Below are 24,349 nucleotides of genomic sequence, written 5' to 3' on the forward strand. Positions count from 1 at the left end.
AAAAATAAACCAAAATGAATCTGAAAATTAAATATTTATGCGCCTTAAGTATAAGCTTTTTGTTGACAGTACAAAGCGGATTTTCTCAATCTGCGCAAACAAAAGGTACTTTGCCTCAACTTAAAGTTTCAAAAAATCAGCATTATTTCGTAACAGGAGATGAAAAACCATTTTTCTGGTTGGGAGATACAGGTTGGTTAACCTTTGGTAAATTAGACAGAGCAGGAATCGATAAATATTTTAAAGACAGAAAAGAAAAAGGGTTTAATGTAGTTCAGGTGATGGTGTTGCATACTCTGAATGTGACCAATGTGTATGGCGATATGGCGTTGATTAACGAAGATGTTTCAAAGCCTTTGATTACTGCAGGAAATAATTTCAAAAATCCACAGGAATATGATTATTGGGATCATGTAGATTATACTTTAGATGTGGCTCAAAAAAACGGTATTTACCTTGCGATGGTTCCGGTTTGGGGAACCAACGTTTCTAAAGGAAACAAAGTCAGCAAAGAACAAGCTACAGAATATGCAAAATTTTTAGCCAATCGATATAAAAACAGAACCAATATCATCTGGTTAAACGGAGGTGATACACACGGAAATGAATTTATGGACATCTGGAATGCACTTGGAAGTACTTTAAAAACAAATAATCCGGATCAGTTGGTGACATTTCATCCCTTTGGAAGAACAGATTCTTCTGAAAATTATCACAATGCAAAATGGCTGGATTTCAATATGTTTCAGTCAGGACACCGTCGTTACGATCAGGACACTTTGCCGAATAGTTTCAAAGAAGACAACTATAAGTTTGTTCAAAGAGATTTAACCTTAAAACCAACAAAACCTACACTTGACGGAGAACCGTCTTACGAAGGAATTCCACATGGTTTACACGATACTTTACAACCAAAATGGACAGATAATGATGTAAGACGTTATGGCTATTGGTCTGTTTTTGCTGGTGCTGCGGGATATACTTATGGACATAATGCTGTAATGCAAATGTTTAGAAAAGGCGATAAACCGGCCTACGGAAATAAAGAATTATGGACCTCTGCCATTAATGCGCCCGGAGCAAAACAAATGGTGCACATTAAGAAATTAATGTTGGCGTTTCCTTATTTAGAAAGAGTTCCGGATCAGTCCTTAATTGCCAATCAAGGCGAAAAATACGATTATCTGGTAGCAACAAGAGCAAATAATTATGCACTGATTTATACGTATACCGGTAGAAAAATAGCCGTGAATATGGGGAAAATAAGAGGAGATAAAGTAACCGCAAGCTGGTACAATCCAAGAAACGGAAAACAAACAAAGATCGGAATTATAGACAATAAAGGAGTGCAGGAATTTCAGCCGTCCGGAGATAAAAAAGACGGAAATGACTGGGTTTTGATTTTAAGATCGAACTAGTAATTAGTGAAAAGTAAAAAGTAATTAACGAGATTAATTCGTGAATTCTTGGCATTTACCGTATTTTAAATATTTCATGCAGATTTAAAAAAGATTTAAGCAAATTCTATAGATTTTTTGATTATCAATCTGCGCTGATCTGCCAAAATCTGCCAAATCTGCTTGAGACCAAAAACATAAACTATGAAAATCAAAAACATACTAATCATATTCTGTTTCATAACCGGACTTAACACTGCTTTCGCGAACGACGGCTGGTTAAACATCCTAAACGAAGGAGGAAATAACAAAGGCATAAAATGTACTGAAGCCATTCAGAATGCAATTGAAAAGGCATCTAAAAATGGCGGTGGAACCCTCTTTTTTCCTGCCGGGGAATATTTAACAGGAGCACTAAAACTAAAAAGTAACATTACGATTCATTTAGATTCGGGAGCAATTTTGAAATTTTCAGATAATTTCGATGATTATTTGCCTTATGTAGAAATGCGTTATGAAGGATTGGTAATGCAATCTTTTTCGCCATTATTTTATGCCAAAGATGTAGAGAACATTACCATCAAAGGAAGAGGTGTAATCGACGGACAAGGAAAAGCATGGTGGAATGAAGTCTACCGCATTGAAACGGCAAAAGGACCCATTCCGTTGACGAAATACCAGAAAATGTGGGAAGAGCAAAACAAGGGAATTGTTTATTCAGATTATTATAAAAGAACGATTGACAAGAAGTTTTTCAGACCCTCTTTTTTTCAGGCTTATAATTGTAAAAACATCTTAATAGAAGGAGTTACATTTCAAAATTCTCCGTTCTGGACCATAAATCCAGAGTTTTGTGATAATGTAACGGTAACAGGAATTTCAATTTTCAACCCGCATTCACCAAATACAGACGGCATCAATCCATCATCCTGCAAAAATGTTCACATTTCGAATTGTCATATTAGTGTTGGGGATGATTGTATTACGATCAAATCAGGTAGAGATGAGGACGGCCGTAAATATAACCGACCAACAGAAAATGTTACAATTACCAATTGTACTATGTTAAGCGGTCACGGCGGTGTGGTGATTGGCAGCGAAATGTCGGGCGGAATTAAAAAAGTAACGATTTCAAATTGCGTTTTTGACGGAACAGATCGCGGAATCCGTATCAAAGCGGCTCGTGGTCGTGGCGGTATTGTAGAAGATATTCGTGTCGATAATATTGTAATGAAAAACATTAAAGAAGAAGCCATCGTGCTGAGCCTTTTCTATGACAAAGATACCAAAGTAGAACCCGTAACGGAGAAAACCCCTATTTTCAGAAATATTCATATGAGTAATATTACGGGTTCGAATGTAAACAAAGCCGGACAAATTTTAGGAATTACCGAAATGCCCATTCAAAATATTACCTTTTCCAATATCAATATGGACGGAAAAGAAGGTTTTACGGTAAGCACAGCAACGGACGTTGAATTTCATGATGTAAAAGTAAACGCCTCAATGGGTTCTTCTTTTAAAATATCCGATTCAAAAAACATCATTTTAGATAATGTTGGTTCATCTACACCAATAAACGGAGTTCCGGTGATCAAACTGGATAATGTTTCGAATATGATGATCAATAACAATTTTCCATTTAACGCAACGGATGTTTTCATTGAAGCAAATGGAAAAGACACAAAGAATGTTTTCCTGAAAAATAATGTATTTAACAACGTAACAACGGCAGTTAAAAAAGGAGCGGTTTTAGATAAAAAAGCCATTACAGAATAAAAATTAGCGAGTCGACTTTGTCAAAGTTCGAAACTTTGACAAAGTTTAAACGAGATACAACATGAAAAAAATAGTCATCATCATAACCCTTTTCGTTTTTGCGATGAGTTACTCGCAGAAAAAGAGAGACATTTATCTTTTTACATCGTTTAGAGAACCGGCAACAGAAGGTTTGTATTTAGCCTATAGTGAAGACGGTTACAACTGGAAAGGTCTTGAAGGATCTTTTTTGAAACCCGAAATTGGTGCTAGCAAAATAATGCGTGATCCTTCGATTGCAAAAGGCGCGGACGGAACCTATCACATGGTTTGGACGACAGACTGGAAAGGCGGAAACGGTTTTGGATACGCCAGTTCTAAAGATTTGATTCATTGGTCAAAGCAGGAATACATTCCGGTGATGAAAAATGAACCGGAAGTAGTAAACGTTTGGGCACCGGAAATTTTCTATGATGATGTCAAAAAAGAATACATCATTATTTGGGCATCTACAATTCCATTCCGATTTGAAAAAGGAGTAGAAGAAGAAAAGAACAATCACAGAATGTATTATGTAACTACAAAAGATTTTAGCACGTTCTCAGATGCCAAATTGTATTACGATCCGGGTTTTAGCGTAATCGATTGTGTCATTGTAAAGAAAGGTAAAAAGGACTACGTTTTGGTTTTAAAAGACAATACAAGACCAATGCGTAAAATTGAAGTAGCATTTGGTAAATCGCCTTTAGGACCATTCGGTAAAAGATCAGAACCCTTGACGGAGTATTTATCAGAAGGGCCAACGGTAGTCAAAGTCGGTAAAAATTGGTTGTTGTATTATGACAATTACGGCTCAAAAAATTATAAAGCATTAAGTACTTCAGATTTTGTTCATTTTGAAGATGTTTCCTCAAAAATAAGCCTTCCCGAAGGACACAAACACGGAACGATCACCACAATTTCTGAAGAAGTTTTAAAAGGATTAGTTGAAAGAAAATAAAAGATAAAGCCACAGATTTAACAGATTAAAATGTTTTTTTTATTTATAGCATTTAATAATTAAAAATATAAATCTGCAAAATATGCTTGAAAAATTATAAAGAGTTCAAAGAGAAAATCATTTTAATCTGTGAAATCTGTGGCAAAAAAATAAAATATAATGATTGCTTTCCAAAACATAAAAACCAGCCTAGTAACTACAGCCACAATTCTATTGATTTGTACCGCTGTAAATGCCCAGAACGACACTGTGCGTTATGTTGGTAAAACCCTTTCAAATGTCGATTATCATCACGGTCAGTTAAGTCCGGCAGTTGGAGTTCATGCCACGCAGATTATGCGTGCCAGCCGCGAACATCCCGAAAAAGCAGATGGTTTTGGCTGGACTTACAATCATCAGCCTACAATGGCATACTGGAATGATACCTTTTATCTTCAGTATCTGAGTGATCCTGCGGGAGAACACATTCCGCCAAGCCAGACCGTGATTATGACTTCAAAAGATGGTGTGACCTGGAAAATGCCAAAAGTAATTTTTCCTGTTTATCATATTCCCGACGGATGGAAAAAAGAAGGCGTAGAAGGAGTTGCCAAAAATCTGGATGCTATTATGCACCAAAGAATGGGTTTTTATACCTCAAAAGACAAACGACTTTTTGCTTTGGCGTATTACGGAATTGCAATGGATGAAAAAGACGATCCTAACGACGGAAAAGGAATTGGACGTGTGATCTGTGAAATCAAAAAAGACGGAAGTTTTGGCGAAATTTATTTCATCAGATACAATAAATCATGGGACAAATCAAAATCGGCTTTTCCTTTTTATACCCAGGCAAAAGACAAAGGTTTGAAAAAAGCCTGTGAAGAAATCCTTTCAAATCCTTTGATTTTACAACAATGGGTCGAAGAAGCAGATAGAGATGACGAATTGATTCCGTTAAAGAAACCCTATAAAGCCCTTAGCTCTTATCATTTGCCAAACGGAGATGTAGTGGGTTTATGGAAACATGCCTTAACATCTATAAGCAAAGACGACGGAAAATCATGGGAATATATGCCCGTTCGTGCTCCAGGTTTCGTAAACAGCAACGCTAAAATCTGGGGACAAAAAACATCAGATAATCGTTATGCTACCGTTTATAATCCGTCAGAATACCGTTGGCCTTTGGCGATTTCAACCAGTGACGATGGATTAAATTATAAAGATCTATTATTGGTTCACGGCGAAATAAGCCCGATGCGTTATGGCGGAAACTATAAATCTGCCGGTCCGCAATATGTAAGGGGAATTTCAGAAGGCGACGGAACTCCGCCGGACGGAAAACTTTGGGTTAGTTACAGTATGAACAAAGAAGATATTTGGGTAGCGTCGATTCCCGTTCCGGTAGTTGATAAAGTTACGGAAGATGTAAATGATACGTTTAACGAACTTCCTGACGGGCAAGAATTAAAATTATGGAATACCTACGATTTATCCTGGGCTTCCACCAAAATAGAGAAGAAAGCAGATGGTAAAAAATGGCTGACTTTAAGAGATCAGGATTATTTCGATTATTCCCGTGCAGAGCGTGTTATTCCATTTGCTGGAAAAATGGAAGTAACTTTTACCGTTCAACCCGAACAAAACAATCACGGTTCGTTACAGGTTGAATTTCAAAACAAGCAAGGATTACCAGCTGTACGACTGACTTTTGATGCTGACGGGCAATTAAAAACAAAAACAGGGGCTCGCTCGAATACCATCGCAAAATACGAAGCCGGAAAAGAATACAAAGTAAACGTGAAACTAAATGTTAAAACACGTTCTTATACCATAAAAGTAAACAACGAAAAAGAGTCAACAAGAATCTTTTACGCTCCGGTAGAGGGTTTTGAGCGCATTATGTTCCGTACAGGCGAACAAAGATATTCTCCAAACCCGGATACAGAACCGGACACAGACGATTATGATGATCTGCCCCAAACCGGAAAATTAATCCCCGAAGCGGTATTTAATATCCAGTCGTTGATTACAAAGAGAAATTAAAAATTTTAAAAAAATATAGCCACGAATTACACGAATTTGCACGAATCATTCTTTTTACAGATTTTAAAATTCGGGAGATTAGTGTAATTCATGGCAAAAAAAAGAACACAGATAAAACAGATTCACTAAAGAGACAACCAAAGCGAATAAAAAAATCCGTTTTTATTCGCGTCTTTACGAAGTAAATCCGTGTCATCCGCGTTCAAAATCTCAACAATAAGAAATGAAGAATTTCAAAAATATAGTAGTAACAATTTGTCTTTTAGTAACTCTGGTTTCTAAAGGGCAAATTTTGCCTGTACATCTAACAACAGAAATGGCTCAGAACCCATTAGCCGTGGTTCAAAATCAGCCGAGATTAAGCTGGCAATTGGTTTCAAAAGAATCCAATGCATCACAAATTGGTTATCAGGTTTTGGTTGCCTCTTCTGAAGAACAGTTAAAAAATAACCAAAGTGATATTTGGAACAGTGGACGAGTAAATTCAGATAAAAATTTACAGATCGTGTATGGGGGAAGCCCTTTAAAAGCTGAAACAAAATACTTCTGGAAGGTTAAAGTCTGGAATCAGGCAGGCAAATTTTCTAAATGGAGTGAATCGGCATCTTTCAGAATTGCCCCTTTAGATTCAACCTTGAATCCAACCTGGATTGGAGCTATTACAAAAGCGAATAGTCATTTACCGGAAGGAAGAAATTACCATACGGCCACTTTTAACAGACAAAAAAAAGATGCTATAATTAATGCTTCAGATTCTTTGTCACGCAGAAGTATTATGCTTCGTAAACCATTTACGGTTGCAAAAGAAATTAAAGAAGCAGTAGTCTATATTTCAGGTCTGGGACATTACGAATTAACGATTAACGGAAAGAAAATAGGCAATAGTGAGTTCGCTCCTTTATGGACAGATTACGACAAAACGGTTAATTATAATACCTATGAATTAAGCGCTAAAGAACTGAAAAATGGCGAAAATGTAATTGGCGTTCTTCTGGGAAACGGAATGTATAATACACTTGCCGAACGATATACCAAGTTTTTTGTGAGTTTTGGCCCGCCAACTTTATTTCTAAAAATGAAAGTGATTTACAAAGACGGTTCCGAGGATGTAATAAAGTCCGATGAAAGCTGGAAATACAGTAAAAGCCCCATTACATACAACAGTCTTTTTGGAGGAGAAGATTACAATGCCAACTTAGAACAAAAAGGCTGGAACGAAGTTGGATTCAACGATTCAAGTTGGAAAAAAGTGGTGCTTCAGGAAGCACCAAAAGGAGTTTTAAGAGCACAAACGGCAACACCAATTACGATTCAAAAACACTATAATGTTGCTTCTGTTAAAGAACTGAAACCTAATTTTTATGTTTTTAATATGGGACAAAATCTTTCAGGATTTACAACCATAAAAGTCAAAGGAAAGAAAGGTCAAACGGTTCGTGTCTGGGTAGCTGAAGGTTTAAATGATGATGGAACTGTAGGGCAGGGAAGATCGGGAAAACCCTATTATTATGACTATACCTTAAAAGGGAATGGTGTAGAAGAGTGGCAGCCAAAATTCAGTTATTATGGATTTCAGTACGTTCAGATTGAGAACATCAATTATAAAGATGCGAAAAATAAAGAACTACCGACATTAGTAGATCTAAAATCGAATTTTATTTATAATTCAGCGGGAGAAGCAGGAACTTTCGAATCTTCGAATGCCATTTTCAATAAAACACACGAATTGATCAACAACTCCATAAAAAGTAATTTTCAGAGTGTTTTTACCGATTGCCCGCAACGCGAAAAATTAGGCTGGTTAGAAGAAATTCATTTAAACGGACCGGGATTAATGTTCAATTACAATCTGGAAAGTTATATTCCGTCAATGATGCAAAACATTTCAGATTCGCAGCGAGAAAATGGCTTAATTCCAAGTATAGTTCCTGAATATGTTGTTTTTGGAGGCGATTTTACAGATTCGCCCGAATGGGGTGTAACGGGAGTAATTCTGCCGTGGATGTATTACCAATATTACGGTGATGCTTCCTTAATCGAGAAATATTATCCTGTAATGAAAAAATATGTCGATTATTTAGGAACAAAAGCAACCAATCATATTGTTTCGCATGGATTAGGCGACTGGTACGATTACGGAACACATGCTGCAGGATATTCAAAAAACAGTCCGGTGGCACTTTCGGCAACTTCTCATTATTTCTATGGAGCAAGTTTGGTGGCAAAAGCAGCGAAATTGTTAAACAAAACGGATGATTTTACTAAATATGAAACGTTGACTTCTGATATAAAAAATGCTTTCAACAAGGAGTTTTTCAATCCTGAAACCAAACAATACGGAACCAATAGCCAGTTTAGTAATGCCGTTCCCGTTTATATGGATATCGTAGAACCGCAATACAAAGCTGCAGTAATGCAAAATTTACTGGCAGATATAAAAGCAAAAGGCGACAGATTAACAACAGGTGATGTTGGAAACCGTTATTTATTCCAGACTTTGGCTCAAAATGGCGAAAACGAAATGATGTATAAAATGAACAATCATTATGATGCGCCGGGTTATGGTTTTCAGATCAAATTTGGTTTAACCACTTTAACCGAGCAGTGGGACCCAAGAAAGGGAAATTCATGGAATCATTTTATGTTGGGACAAATTGAAGAATGGTTCTATCAAAGTTTAGCCGGAATTGTGGCAGATGATAAAAACCCGGGTTTCAAACATTTCTTTATTCAGCCGGAAATTGTGGGCGATATGACTTTTGTAAAAGCAACATACCAATCGATTTACGGAACTATTGCTTCGGGCTGGGAAAAGAAAGACGGGAAATTAATTCTAAAAGTTGAAATTCCTGTGAATACTACTGCAACAATAAAATTGCCGGTTTCAGTACAATCAGAAATAAAAGTAAATGGAAAATTGGCAAGAGATTTAAATTTAGGTTCAGGAAAATATACAATAGAATGTAAAATATAAATGGCACACGGATGACACGGATTTACTTCGTGAAAACGCGGATAAAAACAGATTTTTTAAAATTGTTTTTTCGCATTAAAATAATAAATCCGTTTTTATCAGCGTCTTCGCTTTAGCGAATCCGTGTCATCCGTGTTCAATTTTAAGTTAGTTAATACATAATAAATGATAAAAATTAAAATATATCTAGCAGTTTTATTCTTCGGAGTGACATATGCAAATGCACAAATAACCTCTGATGAAAATTTCAGAAAACCCGTTTCGGAAACATTAAAAAAAATCGAAACAGCTTTTCATGTTACCATTAACGATGACCGGGGCTTATTGAAAGGAAAAGAACTGGACTATGCTGATTGGAGAATAGAACCGGGAAATCTGGCCATTTCGTTAACCAACATTCTGGCCCCATTTGAATTAATGTATTTCAAACAGCCGGACGGGACTTACATCATCAGAAAATATGAAAATCATAAGGTATCAGTAGATAAAGGAAAAGAACGCTTGGCTTATTTAACGACTTTGTATTCGAATGTAGACGAATGGGAAGCGCGTAAAAAAGAAATAAAAGCTTGTATGATAACGTCTTTTGGTTTGGATAAAGCACCGCCAATGCCCAAATCAAAACCTATTCTGACTCCAAAAAGAATCTATAAAGATTACAGTATTGAAAATATTGGTTTAGAAATTCTTCCCGGAGTTTATGTCACAGGTTCGATTTACAGACCTTATCCCTTCAATAAAAAAGCACCAATTATCTTAACCCCTGATGGGCATTTTGGTGACGGAAGATATAGAAAAGACGAACAATACCGTTGTGCTGTTATGGCGAAAATGGGTGCGATTGTAGTGAGTTACGATTTGTTTGCCTGGGGAGAATCATTGCTTCAATTTCCGGAAGAAACACATAGAAATAGTATTGCCTCGACCGTTCAGGTTTTAAGCGGAATCCGATTGTTGGATTATTTGGCTACGACCAAAAATGCCGACATGTCAAGAGTTGGCGTTACCGGAGGTTCAGGCGGTGGATCGCACACGATGTTTTTGGCTGCTTTAGACGATCGAATTACAGTTTCAGCTCCCGTTGTTATGGTTTCTTCGCATTTTTCAGGAGGTTGCCCTTGCGAAAGCGGCCGTGGAATTCACCTTTGTGGAAACGGAACGAATAACGCAGAAATCTCTGCGATGATGGCGCCAAAGCCACAATTAATAGTTTCTGACGGAAAAGACTGGACATTGGCAGTTCCGGAACTGGAATTTCCTTTTATCCAAAGAACGTATGAATTATATGGAAAGAAAAATCTGGCAGAAAATGCTCATTTTGCAAATGAAGGACACGATTTTGGAGTTTCAAAACGTATGGCTTTGTATCCGTTTATGGCAAAATATTTAGGTTTGGACCTGAATAAAGTAAAAAACGCAAAAGGCGAAATTGATGAATCGACTTGTGTAATGGAACCTAAAGAAAGAATGTTTGTGTTTGGTGATAAGGGTGAAAAATTACCAGCCAATGCTCTAAAAGACATCAACAAGTTATATGAAATGTTTGGAGAGACGAATAATAAAATTTACGAGATTAAGAAATAAAAGAAAGTTGCCACGAATTGCACGAATAGCAATAATTGATTTTTGCCACAGATAAAAAGATTTGCACAGATTACTTAAATATCAAAAAAGAAATCCAAATAATCCTTTTATCTGTGGCTAAAGAGTAAAAAGATTCGTTCTCATTCGTGGCAAAAAAAAAATACAATATGAACATAAGAAAAAAAATTGCGGTAATCTATTTGGGAATTTTTTCGTTTGCTGCTACTGCGCAAAACAACAGCGATTTGAAATTATGGTACGATAAACCGGCCGCAATCTGGAACGAAGCTTTGCCTTTGGGAAATGGCCGTTTGGGTGCAATGGTTTTTGGTGATCCTGCGGTCGAACGTTTGCAATTGAACGAAGAAACCATTTGGGCAGGTTCGCCAAACAGCAATGCCCATTCGAAATCATTAAAAGCCTTGCCCATCGTCCGGCAATTGATTTTTGACGGAAAATTTGATGAAGCACAGGAAATGGCTACGCAGGATATTATGTCGCAAACCAATGACGGAATGCCGTATCAGACTTTTGGAAGCGTTTATATTTCGTTTCCCGGACATCAGAAATACTCGAATTATTACAGGGATTTAGATATTGCAAATGCTACAGCCAAAGTAAAATATACTGTTGCCGGAGTAGAATTTACCAGAGAAATACTAACTTCTTTTTCAGATCAGGTCATTGTAGTAAAACTCTCTGCAAGTCAGCCGGGCCAGATTACAGCAAATGTTTTTATGAACAGTCCGCTTGATAAAACGGTTTCGGGAACAGAAGGCAATCAGATTTTACTTTCGGGAATAGGAAGTAATTTTGAAGGTGTAAAAGGGAAAGTCAAATTTCAGGGACGATTAACAGCCAAAAATAAAGGCGGAGAAGTTTCAGCCAGCAACGGAATTATCAGCATCACTAATGCAGATGAAGTAACACTTTATATTTCGATCGCCACTAATTTTAAAAACTATCAGGATATCAGCGGGGATGAAATTGCGACAAGCAAGGATTATTTGGCTAAAGCCGAAACAAAAGATTTCGCAACAATCAAAAAAGATCATGTTGCCTATTATCAAAAATTCTTCAACAGGGTTTCTTTTGATTTAGGAACAAATGAAGCGGCAAAGCAACCAACGAACGAAAGAATCAGGGATTTCCCGAAACAATTTGATCCGCAACTGGCGAGTTTGTATTTTCAGTTTGGTCGTTATCTTTTAATTTCAAGTTCGCAGCCCGGAGGACAGCCTGCCAATTTACAAGGGATTTGGAATGATATGGTAACACCGCCATGGGACAGTAAGTACACCACAAACATCAATGCCGAAATGAATTACTGGCCGGCAGAAGTAACAAATCTTTCTGAGATGCATGAGCCGTTTATTCAAATGGCAAAAGAACTAAGCGTTACGGGTGCAGAAACAGCCAGAATGATGTACAATGCCAGCGGTTGGGTTTTACATCATAATACCGATATCTGGCGTGTAACCGCTCCGGTAGACTCTGCAGCTTCGGGAATGTGGCCAACGGGCGGTGCATGGGTTTGTCAGGATTTATGGGAAAGATATTTGTATACAGGTGATAAAAAATATCTGGAAGAAATTTACCCGATAATGAAAGGTGCAGCAGATTTTTTCCTTGATTTTATGGTTATCGATCCTAATACCAAATATTTGGTGGTTGTACCATCAAGTTCACCTGAAAACACACACGCAGGCGGAACCGGACAAGCGACAATTGCATCCGGAACTACGATGGACAATCAATTGGTTTTTGATTTGTTTACCCATGTCATCGAAGCTTCAAAATTGGTTGCTCAGGATTTGGCGTATACCAATAAAATAAGTGATGCTTTGGCAAAAATGCCTCCAATGAAAGTTGGAAAACACAGTCAGCTACAAGAATGGCAGGACGATTGGGACAATCCTAAAGACAATCACCGACATGTTTCGCACTTGTACGGATTGTATCCGGGTAATCAGATTTCAGCCATTAAAACACCTGAATTATTTGAAGCGGCAAAACAATCTTTGATTTACAGAACAGACGAATCTACAGGGTGGTCAATGGGCTGGAAAGTGAATTTGTGGGCCAGATTATTAGATGGAAATCACGCTTATAAATTAATTCAGGATCAAATGCATTTGGTAACGGCTGACCAAAAAAAAGGCGGCGGAACCTATCCGAATATGCTAGATGCACACCAGCCTTTCCAGATTGATGGTAACTTTGGATGTACAGCCGGAATTGCCGAAATGCTGATGCAGAGCCAGGAAGATGCGATTCAGTTATTGCCGGCTTTACCAAGTGTATGGAAAGACGGAAGTATAAAAGGTTTAGTCGCCAGAGGCGGATTTGTAATCGATATGACCTGGAAAAACAATAAAGTGTCGGAATTAAAAATTTATTCTAAAATTGGCGGAAACTGCAGACTTAAAGTAGAAAATATTTTAAAAGGAAACTCGATTAAAAAGGCAAAAGGGAAAAATCCGAATCAATTGTTTTATGATGTTGAAATAAAGAAACCTATTATATCAAATCAGGCAAATTTGAGGAAAGTGGTTTTGCCAAAGTATAATCAGTATGATGTTCAGACGAAAGCTGGGCAGATGTATACTTTTTATGGGAATTAGGTATAAGATATAAGTGCAGTTTGTCATTTCGAGCAACGAGAAATCTTCGTTGTAAGACCGACAAAGACGGGATATTTTAATTGCGAAAGACGGATAAAAATCCAATATTGTAAGAGTAACCGTTCCTATGGAACTTTACTCTCTTTGTAGAAATTCCGGAGGAATGAATTATATTGTAGCAACGGATTTTAATCCGTTGAACATACGTGATTATCAAAATAGCTACAAGGTTCTATAAACCGTGGAGGTGATGGAGAAACGGATTGTTCTCTTGCGTGAGGGATGGAAGTGGAGCTCTCCCGATTTTTCATCGGGAAGCGGGAACGGACAGCCCGACCCGGAGGGACACGCCTAAATAATAAATTTTATAATTATATTTTAAATATGTTACATCATTTTAAATACAAAATAATCGCTTTCATAATCCTGATATTGGCCTTAAATACAGGTTGTAAATCAGGAGCAAACCATTCTCAAAAAGGAACTTCGGTGGTTTTGAATCCGGCAGATTTCAAACATTATGTGGATTATTTCAACACGATGGAAGATGAGAATTTGAAATTTGCAATTCCGAATGACAGTGCCTGGACCTGGATGGAAAAGAATATTCCGTTGTTTGAATGTCCGCAGCAAAATTTTGAGGAGATTTATTATTTCAGATGGTGGAGTGCAAGAAAACACATCAAGAAAACACCTCAGGGATATGCGATTACAGAATTTTTGGCAGACCGTTCGTACGCCGATAAATACAATATGATTAGCTGTGCTTTAGGACATCACATTAATGAATTCAGATGGCTGCACAATCCGGAGTATATCGAGCAGGATGTACATTTGTGGTTTAGGGGAAATGACGGTAAACCCATGAAAAAGCTCAGAACTTTTAGCAGCTGGACGGCGGATGCATTGTACAATCGCTATTTAGTGAATAAAGACGATCAGTTTTTGCTGGATATGTATCCGGATCTTGTTGCTGAGTACGCAGCCTGGGAAGGCGACAGAAAACGCAAAGACGGTTTGTTCTGGCAGTTTGATGTAAAAGACGGAATGGAAGAATCTTTAAGCGGAGCCAGAAAATTGAGAAATGCGCGCCCAACGATTAACAGTTATATGTTTGGAAATGCAAAAGCCTTGGCTAATATTGCGAAGCTCAAAGGCGATACCAAACAAGAAAATTATTTTGAAGCGAAAGCGGATACACTGCAAAAATTAGTAGAAACTAAACTGTGGAATCCTAAAAGTGAATTCTTTGAAACGTTTACAGAAAAAGATACTTTAGCACAGGTCAGGGAAGCGATTGGATTTATTCCGTGGTATTTTAATTTACCACAAAAAGACAAAGGGTTTGAAAAAGCTTGGGAACAAATTAAGGATGAAAAAGGATTTTCGGCACCGTTTGGATTAACAACGGCGGAACGCAGAAGTCCTCGTTTTAGATCTCACGGAACGGGAACTTGTGAATGGGATGGTGCGATTTGGCCTTTTGCAAGTTCTCAGACGTTAACAGCTTTGGCAAATGTCTTGAATAATTACGATCAGAGTTTTGTGGCTAAGCCGGATTATTTCAAACAAATGAACCTGTATGTAGAATCGCAATATTATCGCGGAAGACCGTATTTGGGAGAATATCTGGATGAAACGACCGGATATTGGTTAATGGGGGACAGAGAAAGAAGCCGTTATTACAATCACTCGACTTTTAACGATTTAATGATTACAGGATTAGTAGGTTTACGACCAGGAACAGATGAAAAAATCGAGGTAAATCCCTTGATTCCGCAGGATAAATGGGATTGGTTTTGTCTGGATAATGTTTTATATCATGGCAATATCATTACGATTCTTTGGGATAAAACAGGAGAGAAATACCATAAAGGAAAAGGTTTCAGGATTTTTAAAAATGGGAAAGAAATTGCGGTTTCGGAGAAATTGGAGCGACTGGTTGCTAATTAATGTAAATTGTAGCAAAATTTAAATCACTAAAATGGCATTAGAAAGTATCATTGGCTATGTAAAATATTCAGATCTTGACTTTGAAGCATCAGAAAAGGTAGAATTACAAACAGAAAAACTATGCAGAGATAATATTGACGAATTAAAACGCTTTTGCGTTGATAAACTGTTCTTAGAAACAGATAAAATTAGTCTTATTTATTATTCTTTGTCTGAATGCGAAAACTATAGCTTTTGGAATGATTTTTTAACTAAAGAGTTTGCAAGGGTTTTTGAAATTGCCATAAATCAAAATAAAATGGCGCAGCTTTACCCGCTTCTGGAGAATATTACAGTTGATGAAACCGATTCTTTAGATGCGGAAAAAGTGAGAGAACTGCTGGTTAAAGAGCTTGACAATCAGATATTGGAAATTCGTTTTAATTCTTTGTCATTATTAGAATACTGGCTGGATTTTGATGGTATAGGAATCAAACAGTCCGTTATTTCAAAACTGAGGGAGAAGACAAAAGATACCAACTGGAAAATTCGCTGGAATGCACACAAGATGCTTAAGGGTAGGAATATTCAAGTTCAGGATTTAAGTTTAATTGATAAAATAAGAGGCAGATATGGCAATATCTATTCTCTGTAAAAATAAAAAGAAGCCTAATGTAATTGATTTCTGAATCAATCATGGGACTCAGCGGGTTTTTAAAACCGGTCGGGTCTAAAGCGCATAAAAAATAATACCATGAAAAAGTTTTTTTTACATCTTACAATAATCATCTCACTTTTCACAGTTACGGCTAAAGCCCAAACTAAAATCAGTGTTACGAATTTGCAATGCGAAATGCTCCACAATCCGGAAGGAATTGATGTGGTTCAGCCACGATTGAGCTGGCAAATAAATGCTGGTGTAAATGCTGTAAAACAAACAGAATATCAAATTATTGTAGCTTCTACTTTAGAGAACCTGAATGCTAATAAAGCAGATTTATGGGATAGCGGAAAAGTAAAAAGCGATGAATCTGTTAATATTATTTACAACGGAAAACGACTGGAAAACCGTCAAAATGCATTTTGGAAAGTAATCGTCTGGACGAATAAAGGGGAAATTCAATCGGTAGAAAAAGCTCATTTTAGTATGGGAATTATGAATTATGCCGATTGGAAATCGACGCGCTGGATTGGTTATGAAAAAGCTGCAGCAGGAGATAGTATTTCTCAATATTCGAAATTATCAGCACGTTATTTAAGAAAAGAAATTAACTTAAAGAAACAAGTAAAAAATGCCAGGGTTTATATCATGGGTATGGGTTTGTATGAATTGTACATTAACGGAAATAAAATTGGCGATCAGGTTTTAGCTCCGGTTCCAACGGATTATACCAAAAATGTAAAATACAATGTTTTTGATGTGACTTCTCAACTAAAAGAAGGTAAAAACATGCTGGGAACGGTTTTAGGAAACGGACGTTTTTTTACAATGCGTCAGGATTTTAAACCTTATAAAATCAAAACTTTCGGTTATCCTAAAATGGCACTTCAATTGTTTATCGAATATACAGATGGAACAAAAGAAGTGATCAGAACAGATGATACCTGGAAAGTAACCACAAACGGACCTATTTTATCCAACAATGAATATGACGGAGAAGAATACGATGCCCGCAAGGAAATGAAAAATTGGAATACGACGAATTTCGATGATAAAAAGTGGTTATTGGCAGAATATGTTCAGGAACCAGGTGGTTTTTATGAAGCACAAATGACGCCGAATATGAAAATAATGGGCGAGGTAAAACCTATTTCTATCAAACAAACGGCTAAAGGAACTTATATCTTAGATATGGGACAGAATATGGTAGGCTGGCTACAATTGAAAGTAAAAGGAAAAAGTGGCGATAAAATTACGTTGAAATTTGCCGAATCATTACAAACAGATGGTTCTTTATATATCGAAAATTTACGTGACGCCAGAACAACTGATGTTTATACCCTGAAAGGTGAAGGTGAAGAAATTTGGGAACCTATTTTCGTTTTTCACGGTTTTAGATTTGTCGAAGTTTCAGGATATACAACCAAGCCAACATTAGATAATTTTACTGGAAAAGTAGTTTATGACGACATTAAAACAACTGGAACTTTTGAATCATCAAATCCTGTGATGAACCAGATTTTCAAAAATGCCTATTGGGGAATCAGAGGGAATTATAAAGGAATGCCAATCGATTGTCCGCAGCGAAACGAGCGCCAGCCTTGGCTGGGAGACAGAACGACAGGAGCGTATGGTGAAAGTTTTTTATTTGATAATCAGACTTTGTATGCCAAATGGCTCGATGATATAAAAAATGCACAAACGGCTGATGGCGGGATTCCGGATGTAGCGCCGGCTTTCTGGCGTTATTATGGCGATAATGTAACCTGGCCCGGAACTTATATTACGGTTGCAGATATGTTGTATCAGCAGTTTGGCGATAAAAAAGTGATCGAAAAACATTATTCCTCCATGAAAAAATGGGTGGTGTATATGGAACAGAATTATTTGGTTAAGGATTTAATGACCAAAGACAAATACGGAGACTGGTGCGTTCCGCCGGAATCCTTAGAATTAATTCACTCGAAAGACTCCGCAAGAACCACCAATGGGGAGTTAATTGCAAGTGCTTTTTATTATCATTTACTGCAAAAAATGAAAAAGTTCGCAGTGATTGACGGAACAAACTCTAATGATATTCAATATTACAATTCACTTTCAGAAAGAGTAAAAACAGCCTTTAATGCGAAATTTTTCAATGCCGGAAAAAACAATTATGCAAACAATACGGTAACGGCAAATTTACTTCCGTTGGCCTTTGGGATGGTTCCTGAAAATCTACAGTCAAAAGTATTTGAAAACATTGTTCATGAAGTAGAAGTAACCTATAAAGGCCATATTAGTACCGGAGTTATTGGAACGCAGTTTTTAATGCGAACCTTATCTGAGTACGGAAGACCGGATTTGAGTTATAAATTAGCTTCAAATGATACCTACCCAAGTTGGGGCTATATGGCTAAAAACGGGGCAACAACCATTTGGGAATTGTGGAATGGAAATACCGCAGATCCTAAAATGAATTCGCAAAACCATGTGATGTTACTAGGTGATTTACTAATTTGGTATTATGAGAATATTGCCGGAATAAAAAGCAATCCCGAAACTCCCGGATTCAGACAAATTATCATGAAACCGGATTTTGAAAGCGGTTTAACGTTTGTAAATGCTTTATATGAATCAATTTACGGAACGATAAAAAGCAACTGGAAAAAAAGTAAAAATACTTTACAATGGAATATTACCATTCCTGCCAATACTTCTGCAATGGTTTATTTACCTGCAACGAATGCTTCAGCTATAATGTTAGATAATAAAAAGTTAGATAAAACTTCGACATCTTATAAAGCCGAAAACAATAAACTTGTTTTGACATTGCCTTCTGGTTCGTATGTTTTGAATGTCAAACAATAGTATTTGAGTTTTAAAAGTAGTGTATTATTATACTATCGTAATTATGTAATTAGATCTTTGTCAAAGTTTAAAACTTTGACAAAGATTTTATGATTTTGCTATTACCGGATTTACTATTGTTAAAAATCACAAAAGACAATACATTTTTATAAAATTCGGGACAGTACAGGATAGATCTTTGTTTTTTTAGTGTCATTTTTACACTTAATAAATAATTTTGTGCGAAAAATTATTAGGAATGCATTAAAAATCAAAAAATTGTAAGTCAAAATAAAAATTAGTGATGAAGATAATAAAAGTAGCATTTGCGTTATTGGGCATTTTACTTTTGGGAAGTTGTAAAGCAACTTTACAAAATAAGACCTGGAAAGAAGGAATTTTAGTAGATGAATTTATATACGATAAAGCACCTTATCCGTCTTGTCACGCTGTTACAATTGTCGAAGCTACAAATGGGGATTTAGTTTCATCCTGGTTTGGAGGAACGCACGAAAGGCATCCGGATGTTTGTATTTATGTAAGCATAAAACCAAAAGGAAGTGATAAATGGGGCGAAGGAGTTAAAGTAGCCGATGGCGTGATGAAAGAGGGCCCGAGACTGCCAACATGGAATCCGGTTTTATATCAAATTCCGGGTGGAGATTTAATGCTTTTCTACAAAATTGGTCCCAAACCATCGGAATGGTGGGGTGTCATCAGAACCTCATCTGATAACGGAAAAACATGGTCTGAAGCTCAAAAAATGCCCGATGGTTTCTTAGGGCCAATCAAAAATAAACCTGTTTTATTAAGTAACGGAACTTTATTATGTCCGTCAAGTATCGAAGGCGATGGCTGGCGACTTCGCATGGAAAGTACACCGGATTTTGGAAAAACATGGATCATGGGAGATACTTTACCACGAGGTAAACAAAAAATCAATGCCATTCAGCCAAGTATTTTATTCCACAATGACGGAAGTATTCAGGCCATTGGAAGAACAAGAAACAGAGCCATTTTCAGTACATTTTCTAAAGACAACGGAAAAACATGGTCAGATGTAGCATTAATTGATCTTCCCAATAATAATTCCGGAACAGATGCCGTAACGCTTAAAGACGGAAGACATTTATTAGTGTACAATCATGTTTTGCCTCCGGGAACAGAAGCAAAAGGTCCAAGAACGCCATTAAATGTTTCGGTTTCTAAAGACGGAATTCACTGGAATGCAGCATTAGTTTTAGAAGATTCCAAAATCAGTCAATATTCGTATCCGTCAATTATCCAGAGTTCAGACGGAATGGTACATATCGTTTATACGTGGAGAAGGGAAAAACTGAAATATGTAAAAATTGATCCGGCTAAATTAAAAACGATTCCAATCAAAAACGGAATCTGGCCTGGAGATGAAAACAAAATTGTAACAGCTGTAAAGGCTGAAGAAGAATAAGAATTTAAATTTAATCATTAAAATATTAAGTTTCATTAAGCTTTATTTTCTTATATCCTGAATTAAGTTGATTAAAGCAGCAGACTTAACTTTCTTAATATCTTAATGGTAAAAAACAAAAATATGAAGTCAATTTATTCTAAAAGAAATGCCACTGTTTTATTTTTTGCTGTTTTGTGCACTAGTTTCAATAGTTGTGCAACGGCTCAGCCATCAAAAAGTAAACAGCGATACAAAGTTGCGGTGTGCGACTGGATGATTTTAAAAAGACAAAAACTAGGATCCTTTGGTTTGGCAGCAGAAATAAAAGCAGACGGAATCGAACTCGATATGGGAGGTTTAGGAAACCGACCAACTTTTGACAGTAAATTAGGCGACCCGATCGAAAGGCAAAAATTTCTGGATAAATCCAAGGAATTGAATGTGGGAATCAGCTCTATTGCCATGTCCGGATTTTATGCGCAGTCTTTTGCCAAAAGAGAAACCATAGTGCCCATGATCGAAGACTGTGTAAAAGCAATGAAAGACATGAACGTAAAAGTCGCTTATCTTCCTCTGGGTACAGAAAGTGATTTAGTTAAAAATCCAGAATTGCGTCCAATAATTATCGAAAGATTAAAATGGGCAGGAAAACAGGTAGGCAAAATAGGAGGCGTAATTGCTATTGAAACCTCATTAGATGCCACCGAAGAAAAAAAATTACTGGAAGAAGTCGATTCAAAATATATTAAAAGTTCTTTCAATTTTGCGAATGCTGTAGATAATGGAAGAGATCTTGTAACCGAATTAAAGATTTTAGGCAAAAAACACCTGGCGCAGATTCATGCCTCAAATACAGACAAAGTGTGGCTGGAAAATGATACTGCGATTGATATGCCAAAAATAAAACAAGCGTTGGACGAAATGAAATGGAGCGGCTGGCTAATCGTAGAACGTTCGAGAGATGTTACACAGGTTCATAATGTAAAAGCGAATTACGGAGCAAACGTTGCGTACTTAAAACGTATTTTCCAGAATTAGAATACAAAGGAATCTGCCAGATCTGTAAAATCTGCGAGAATTAATTTTTTCGCGCATATTTTACAGATCAAGCAGATTTATTCTCGTTTTTTGTCATTTCGACGAAGGAGACATCACACTAGATATTCCGGTATTGTGGTTACGTGTGAGATTTACTGCGTCTATTCGTTGTCGCTCGGGTTTCCTCCGTCGAAATGACAAAACGGTCAAATAAAAATTACAATACAATGAAATATTTTACGTTACTTTTTTTAGGTTTTTACGTCACTTTCGCAACAGCGCAAAATGTCACAATTATTAGTGACGCCAATTCACCCAGAGTAAAGTTTGGTGCCGAAAAACTATCAGAAACGCTTACTGCTAAAGGTTTCAAAATTACTTCTTCAAATAAAATCACTAAATCAAAAGACCAGTTGATTGTTCTTGGTGAAAAAGGAACCGATTTCTGGAAACAAAACGCAAAAAGCGCTAAAATCGACGATAGTAAACTCATCAAAAAAGAAGGCTTTCAGATTCGTACGCAAAAAAATAGCATTTATATCGAAGGAACTGATGCTTCCGGAGCTTTATATGGCGCAATGGAATTGGCAGACCGAATTAAAACTTCGGGTAAAATTCCAACCGAAATGAACATTGAAGACAGTCCCGAAATGGTTTTAAGAGGTGCTTGCATTGGCATGCAAAAAACAACTTATCTTCCGGGCAGAGACGTTTACGAATATCCTTATACGCCGGAAACTTTTCCGTGGTTTTACGACAAAAAATTATGGACCAAGTATCTGGATATGATGGTCGATAACAGAATGAATTCCTTGTATTTATGGAACGGACATCCGTTTGCTTCATTAGTAAAACTCAAAGACTATCCGTTTGCGATGGAAGTAAGTGAAGAAGATTTTAAAAAGAACGAAGAAATCTATAAATTCCTGACCGAAGAAGCCAATAAAAGAGGCATCTGGGTGATTCAGATGTTTTATAATATCATTGTTTCAAAACCTTTTGCAGAACATTATAATATTAAAACACAGGATCGTTCCCGTCCAATTACGCCTTTACTTTCAGATTATACCAGAAAATCAATTGCGGCTTTTATCGAGAAATATCCAAATGTTGGACTATTGGTTTGTTTGGGCGAAGCCATAAACACCATCGATGATGATGTCGAATGGTTTACCAAAACGATTATTCCGGGAGTTCAGGACGGTTTAAAAGCTTTGGGAAGAACAGACGAGCCGCCAATTATCTTGCGTTCGCATGATACAGACGGCCCTTTGGTGATGGAAAAATCACTTCCGTTGTATAAAAACCTGTACACAGAAAGCAAATATACCGGAGAATCCTTAACAACGTATACCCCTGGCGGACCTTGGGGAGAAACCCATAAGCAGCTAAGTGCTTTAAAATCAATTCATATTGAGAATGTACATATCCTGGCCAATTTAGAACCTTTTAGATATGGTTCTCCTGATTTTATCCAGAAAACGGTTAAGGCTATGCACAGTGTTCACGGAGCTAATGCGTTGCATTTATATCCTCAGGCTTCCTACTGGGATTGGCCTTATTCAGCCGATAAAACCAAATCAGGCGAACGAATTCTCGAAATGGACCGCGACTGGATTTGGTACAAAGCATGGGCAAGATATGCGTGGGACAGTAAAAGAGACAGAAAGGAAGAAATTAAATATTGGGATAATGATTTAGCCGCTAAATACGGAACTGATTTAGAAGCCGCGAATAACATCCAAAAAGCCTACGATGAAACCGGAGAAATTGCGCCAAAAACCTTAAGACGTTTCGGAATTACAGAAGGAAACCGTCAGACTTTATTGTTAGGAATGTTCGAAAGTCAATTGGTAAATCCGGCAAAATGGCGGGTGTATCCTGGTTTTCATGAATCGTGCGGACCAGCAGGAGAATTGCTTTTAGAATATGCTAAAAAAGAATGGAACAAAGAACCGCATTCAGGCGAACTTCCAACTCAAATTATTGCCGAAATTACAGAACACGGTAGATTAGCTGTTGAAGCCATCGATAAAGCGGAACCAAAAGTAACGAAAGACAAAGAGGAATTTTTACGTCTTAAAAATGATATGCATGCTTATAAAGCTTTCGCGGATTTCTTTTCAGAGAAAGTAAAAGCAGCGTTATTGGTATTAAGATACAGTTACTCAAATGATATTTCAGATCTTGACAAAGCGCTGCCGCATTTAGAAAAAAGTATCGAATATTATGAATTATTGGTTGAACTTACAAAAGATGCGTATTGGTATGCCAACAGTATGCAAACCGCACAACGCCGTATTCCGATTGGTGGAGATGATGGAAATAATAAAACATGGAAAGAATTATTGCCACATTACGAACGTGAACTGGTTAATTTTAAAAGAAATTTAGGATTATTAAAATCATCAAAAGATGGTAAGATAGCAACCAAAGAAGGTAAACCGTGGCAAACTGCCGAAGTAATTTTATTGAGTGAAAACAAAGGAACTTATGCAATAAAAAACGGAACAAAAGTATACGGAACGCCAATTTCCGAGCTTACAAAAGTAGCGCCGGAATTGCAAAACCTGAAAGGAATTGCATTCGATGAAACGTCTCAGAATGAGAACGGGACACAATTGAAATTCAAAAACACCAAAGCTGTAAAACTCGTTGTAGGTTATTTCAATTCAGACCAGAAGAGATTTTTATTTCCGCCAAGTTTAGAAACGGATGCGGCAGGAAATGCACACGGTCAGGCCGAAGTGATTTTAGCAAGTGCCATGAATCTTAAAGAATTGCCACGTGTAAATATTCATACGTATACTTTTCAGCCCGGAGAAAACAAGCTTGATTTGGGCAAAGGCAGAGTATTGATTTTAGGATTTATAGACGCCAGTCAAACCGTAACACCGCGTGATGTAGGTTATATCGATGCAGGAGAAAAAGGTGCAATAGACTGGTTGTTTTATTAATACTATTTAAAATAAAATGTATAATTTGGGCGTGACCCTTCGGGTCGGGCTGTACGTTCCCGCTTTTTTTGAGGTGATAAAAAATCACCTCAAAAAAGAGCTCCACTGCCATCCCTCACGCAAACCAAACGTTATCCA

General features: G+C 37.1%; 13 protein-coding genes. All 13 read left to right on the forward strand.

Annotated features, from left to right (window positions below):
• The first annotated feature begins 14 nt into the window (after positions 1–14).
• The 13 genes from ACQY44_RS22030 (at position 15) to ACQY44_RS22090 (ending at position 24,211) form a co-directional block, all read left to right on the forward strand.
• On the forward strand, positions 15–1,418 hold the full coding sequence (locus ACQY44_RS22030) for a glycoside hydrolase family 140 protein (protein WP_428232426.1): 1,404 nt from the start codon (positions 15–17) through the stop codon (positions 1,416–1,418).
• A 183-nt stretch (positions 1,419–1,601) separates the two neighbouring features.
• Positions 1,602–3,176: a glycoside hydrolase family 28 protein gene (locus ACQY44_RS22035; RefSeq protein WP_428232427.1), complete on the forward strand. Its 1,575-nt coding sequence runs from the start codon at positions 1,602–1,604 to the stop codon at positions 3,174–3,176.
• 61 nt (positions 3,177–3,237) lie between these two features.
• Positions 3,238–4,155: a glycoside hydrolase family 43 protein gene (locus ACQY44_RS22040; RefSeq protein WP_428232428.1), complete on the forward strand. Its 918-nt coding sequence runs from the start codon at positions 3,238–3,240 to the stop codon at positions 4,153–4,155.
• 159 nt (positions 4,156–4,314) lie between these two features.
• On the forward strand, positions 4,315–6,180 hold the full coding sequence (locus ACQY44_RS22045; protein ID WP_428232429.1) for a six-hairpin glycosidase: 1,866 nt from the start codon (positions 4,315–4,317) through the stop codon (positions 6,178–6,180).
• Positions 6,181–6,403: 223 nt separating this feature from the next.
• Positions 6,404–9,154: a glycoside hydrolase family 78 protein gene (locus ACQY44_RS22050; RefSeq protein ID WP_428232430.1), complete on the forward strand. Its 2,751-nt coding sequence runs from the start codon at positions 6,404–6,406 to the stop codon at positions 9,152–9,154.
• Positions 9,155–9,319: 165 nt separating this feature from the next.
• Positions 9,320–10,738: an alpha/beta hydrolase family protein gene (locus ACQY44_RS22055; protein ID WP_428232431.1), complete on the forward strand. Its 1,419-nt coding sequence runs from the start codon at positions 9,320–9,322 to the stop codon at positions 10,736–10,738.
• 167 nt (positions 10,739–10,905) lie between these two features.
• Complete coding sequence (locus ACQY44_RS22060) at positions 10,906–13,362, forward strand: glycoside hydrolase family 95 protein (protein ID WP_428232432.1); 2,457 nt, start codon at positions 10,906–10,908, stop codon at positions 13,360–13,362.
• Between the two features lie 384 nt (positions 13,363–13,746).
• Positions 13,747–15,315, forward strand: a complete 1,569-nt coding sequence (locus tag ACQY44_RS22065; RefSeq protein ID WP_428232433.1) for an MGH1-like glycoside hydrolase domain-containing protein — start codon at positions 13,747–13,749, stop codon at positions 15,313–15,315.
• Positions 15,316–15,346: 31 nt separating this feature from the next.
• Positions 15,347–15,949 carry a hypothetical protein gene (locus tag ACQY44_RS22070; protein WP_428232434.1) on the forward strand — a complete coding sequence of 201 codons (603 nt, stop codon included), beginning with the start codon at positions 15,347–15,349 and terminating at the stop codon, positions 15,947–15,949.
• 99 nt (positions 15,950–16,048) lie between these two features.
• Entirely contained in the window at positions 16,049–18,805 is a 2,757-nt protein-coding gene (locus tag ACQY44_RS22075) for a glycoside hydrolase family 78 protein (RefSeq protein WP_428232435.1), read from the forward strand.
• Positions 18,806–19,088: 283 nt separating this feature from the next.
• Entirely contained in the window at positions 19,089–20,234 is a 1,146-nt protein-coding gene (locus tag ACQY44_RS22080; RefSeq protein WP_428232436.1) for a sialidase family protein, read from the forward strand.
• A 123-nt stretch (positions 20,235–20,357) separates the two neighbouring features.
• Positions 20,358–21,254 (forward strand): sugar phosphate isomerase/epimerase family protein, encoded by an 897-nt coding sequence (locus tag ACQY44_RS22085; protein ID WP_428232437.1) that lies wholly within the window; start codon positions 20,358–20,360, stop codon positions 21,252–21,254.
• 227 nt (positions 21,255–21,481) lie between these two features.
• Entirely contained in the window at positions 21,482–24,211 is a 2,730-nt protein-coding gene (locus ACQY44_RS22090) for an alpha-d-galacturonidase (RefSeq protein ID WP_428232438.1), read from the forward strand.
• Positions 24,212–24,349: the final 138 nt, after the last annotated feature.

It is taken from the genome of Flavobacterium sp., assembly GCF_965277525.1.
Classification (GTDB): domain Bacteria; phylum Bacteroidota; class Bacteroidia; order Flavobacteriales; family Flavobacteriaceae; genus Flavobacterium.